We start from the raw sequence: 2770 nt of genomic DNA on the forward strand, positions 1-2770 counted from the left end.
CCCTCGTACTGGACGTACTTGGATCTGTGCCTGGTGCGGTGAGAGTGCGTGCATGGCGTCGCGGGGCAGACGGGAATTTGACGACAGGGCCTAGGTCCTGTCGTCACGACCCGCCCTGACGGCGCTGATCCCGGCGCACCGCGATGCCCGAGCCGATCGCGGGTTTGGCATCACGCCGACCGCAGTCGTGGCCGGGTGACGCCTCAGTCCCGCGAACCGGCCGCCCCCTCGATCACCCTTCGCAGCCCCTCCGTGAGGTCGTCCGCCGTGGAGGCGCTCGCCGGGTCGAAGAGCCACTGCACCATCAGACCGTTGAGCAGCGCCTGGTAGAAGCCGCCGACGGCCTTGACGGTCCGCTCGTCGAGCGTCTCCTCGTCCTGGCCCGTGAACATCGAGACGAGCCCGGACCGGCCCTCGATCTGCGCCTTCGCCATGAGGTCCCGCAGCTGCGGCACCCGCTCCCCCTGCGTCACGATCTCCATGCTGGCCGCCCACACGGGCTTGAAGTCCTCGAAGGACTCCAGCATCCGCGCCCACACGTCGTGGAACCGCTCCACAGAACCTCCGGGTGCCTCCTCGTGCTCCTGATGGAGGGCGAACTTCTCGCCCCACTCCTGCACCAGCTCCACGAAGGCCTGCGTCAGCAGCGCGTCCTTCGACCCGTAGTGGTAGCCGATGGACGCCAGGTTCGTCCCGGACTCCTTCACGATGTCGCGCGCCGTGGTGCGCACGAACCCCTTCTCCAACAGGCAGCGCTTGGCGCCTTCGAGCAGATCCTCACGGTGTCCCATGCCGATCAGCGTACCCCCGATACAGACAACCGTCCCAGACGCTCGTTTTAAACAAGCGTACTAGACAATTGTTTAAGACGTCCGTACAGTCCCTGTCATGACGAACCCGAAGCACTCGACGAGCACCACCCCCGCACCCGGCGGAGGCCTCGCCGGCCGCCGCGAATGGACCGCCCTCGGCGTCCTGATGCTTCCGCTGCTCCTGGTCTCGATGGACGTCTCGGTCCTCTACTTCGCGATCCCCGCGATCAGCGCGGACCTGGAGCCGAGCGGCACCCAGCAGCTGTGGATCTTCGACATCTACGCGTTCGTGCTCGCCGGACTGCTGATGACGATGGGCTCGCTCGGCGACCGCATAGGCCGCCGCAAGCTCCTCCTCTTCGGCGCCGCCGCCTTCGGCACGGCCTCGGTCATGGCCGCCTACGCCGACAGCGCCGAGATGCTGATCGCGGCCCGCGCGGTACTCGGCATCGGTGGCGCCACCCTCATGCCGTCGACGATGGCGATCATCCGCACGATGTTCACCGACCCCGGCCAGCGCGCGAAGGCGATCGGTCTGTGGTCCGGCGTCATGACCGGCGGTATCGCGCTCGGTTCGGTGATGAGCGGTGTCCTCGTCGAGTACTTCTGGTGGGGCTCGGTCTTCCTCGTCAACCTGCCCGCGATGGTGCTGCTGCTGGTCCTCGGTCCGGTCCTGCTCCCCGAGTCCAGGAACCCGCAACCGGGCCGTTTCGACCTGCTCAGCGTGCCGCTGTCGATGGCCGCCGTGCTGCCCGTCATCTACGGCGTGAAGGAAATCCCGTCCGAGGGCTGGAAGTTCGAGTACGGCGCCTCGATCGTCGTCGGTCTCGTCTTCGCCGCGCTCTTCGTCCAGCGGCAGCGCACCGCCAAGTCTCCGCTGATCTCCCCCGAGTTGTTCCGGGGCCGAGGCTTCGCGCCCGCCGTCGTGCTCAACCTCCTCTCCGCGTTCGGGATGATGGGGTCGGCGTACTTCACCACGCAGTACCTGCAGTCGGTCCTCGGCAAGAGCTCCATGGAGGCCGCTTTGTGGTCACTGCTGCCGACGGTCCTGGTCGGGGTCGCCGCGCCGGTCGCCGCGCAGCTGGTGCAGAAGGGCGTCCACCGCGCCCACGTCGTCTCCGGCGGCTTCGTCCTCGCCGCGTGCGGCTACGGTCTGCTGGCCCTCACCGGGACCGACTCTCTGTGGCTGGTCCTCGCCGGTGCCGGTGTCCTCGCCTCGGGGATCGTCACCGTGATGTCGCAGATGATGGATCTGGCGCTGGGCACCGTCCCCGTCGGCAACGCGGGCGCCGCGTCCTCGCTGCTGGAGACGGGTGCCGAGTTCGGCGGGGCGCTCGGCATGGCGGTCCTGGGCTCCATCGGTACGGCCGTCTACCGCCACGAGATTCCGTCCGGCGCCCCGGCACCGGCCCAGGAGACCCTCGGCGGCGCGCTGGCGGTCGCCCACCAGTTGCCGGGCGACGCGGGGGACGCGCTGGTGCGGGTCGCACGGGAGGCGTTCACCAGTGGGATGCAGGCGGCGGCGATCGCGGGGGCGGTGCTGTTGTCCGGGGCGGCGGTGTTGGCGTCTGCGACGTTGCGGCGAGTGCCGGTGCGGGAGATCGGGGCCGAGGTCCCCCACCCCGAACAGGCTCCCGCCTGACACCGCCCCCCACCACCAGGGCTACGCCCTTGGAACCCCGGCTGTGCGCTCCGACTACGGGGGGACGGGGTCCGATCGCGCAGTTCCCCGCGCCCCTCGGGCCGGGCTGCGCCCCGAAACCCCGCCCTCCCGACGTGTTCTGCCTGCAGGCCGATGAGGGCTGATCGCGCAGTTCCCCGCGCCCCTCAGACGGGGCTACGCCCCGAAACCCCACCCACCAAGTGTTCTGCCTGCAGGCCGATGAGGGCTGATCGCGCAGTTCCCCGCACCCCTCAGACGGGGCTACGCCCCGAAACCCCACCCACCAAGTGTTCTG

The 2770-nt window shown here is 69.4% G+C and carries 2 protein-coding genes; one reads left to right on the top strand and one right to left on the bottom strand.

Features of this window, described 5'->3' with window-relative positions; translation table 11 throughout:
* Positions 1–203 precede the first annotated feature (203 nt).
* Positions 204–791 (bottom strand): TetR/AcrR family transcriptional regulator, encoded by a 588-nt coding sequence (locus tag ABZ656_RS29810; RefSeq protein WP_101400841.1) that lies wholly within the window; start codon positions 789–791, stop codon positions 204–206.
* A gap of 97 nt (positions 792–888) precedes the next feature.
* Here ABZ656_RS29810 and ABZ656_RS29815 point away from each other — a divergent pair, with 97 nt between their 5' ends.
* On the top strand, positions 889–2454 hold the full coding sequence (locus ABZ656_RS29815) for an MFS transporter (RefSeq protein ID WP_101400840.1): 1566 nt from the start codon (positions 889–891) through the stop codon (positions 2452–2454).
* Positions 2455–2770 lie beyond the last annotated feature (316 nt).

It is taken from the genome of Streptomyces sp. NPDC007095, from assembly GCF_040634475.1.
Classification (GTDB): domain Bacteria; phylum Actinomycetota; class Actinomycetes; order Streptomycetales; family Streptomycetaceae; genus Streptomyces.

Excerpts from the sequence above, each read along its gene's own strand:
- ABZ656_RS29810 (WP_101400841.1), bottom strand. The coding sequence starts at position 791 with ATGGGACACCGTGAGGATCTGCTCGAAGGCGCCAAGCGCTGCCTGTTG.
- ABZ656_RS29815 (WP_101400840.1), top strand. The coding sequence starts at position 889 with ATGACGAACCCGAAGCACTCGACGAGCACCACCCCCGCACCCGGCGGA.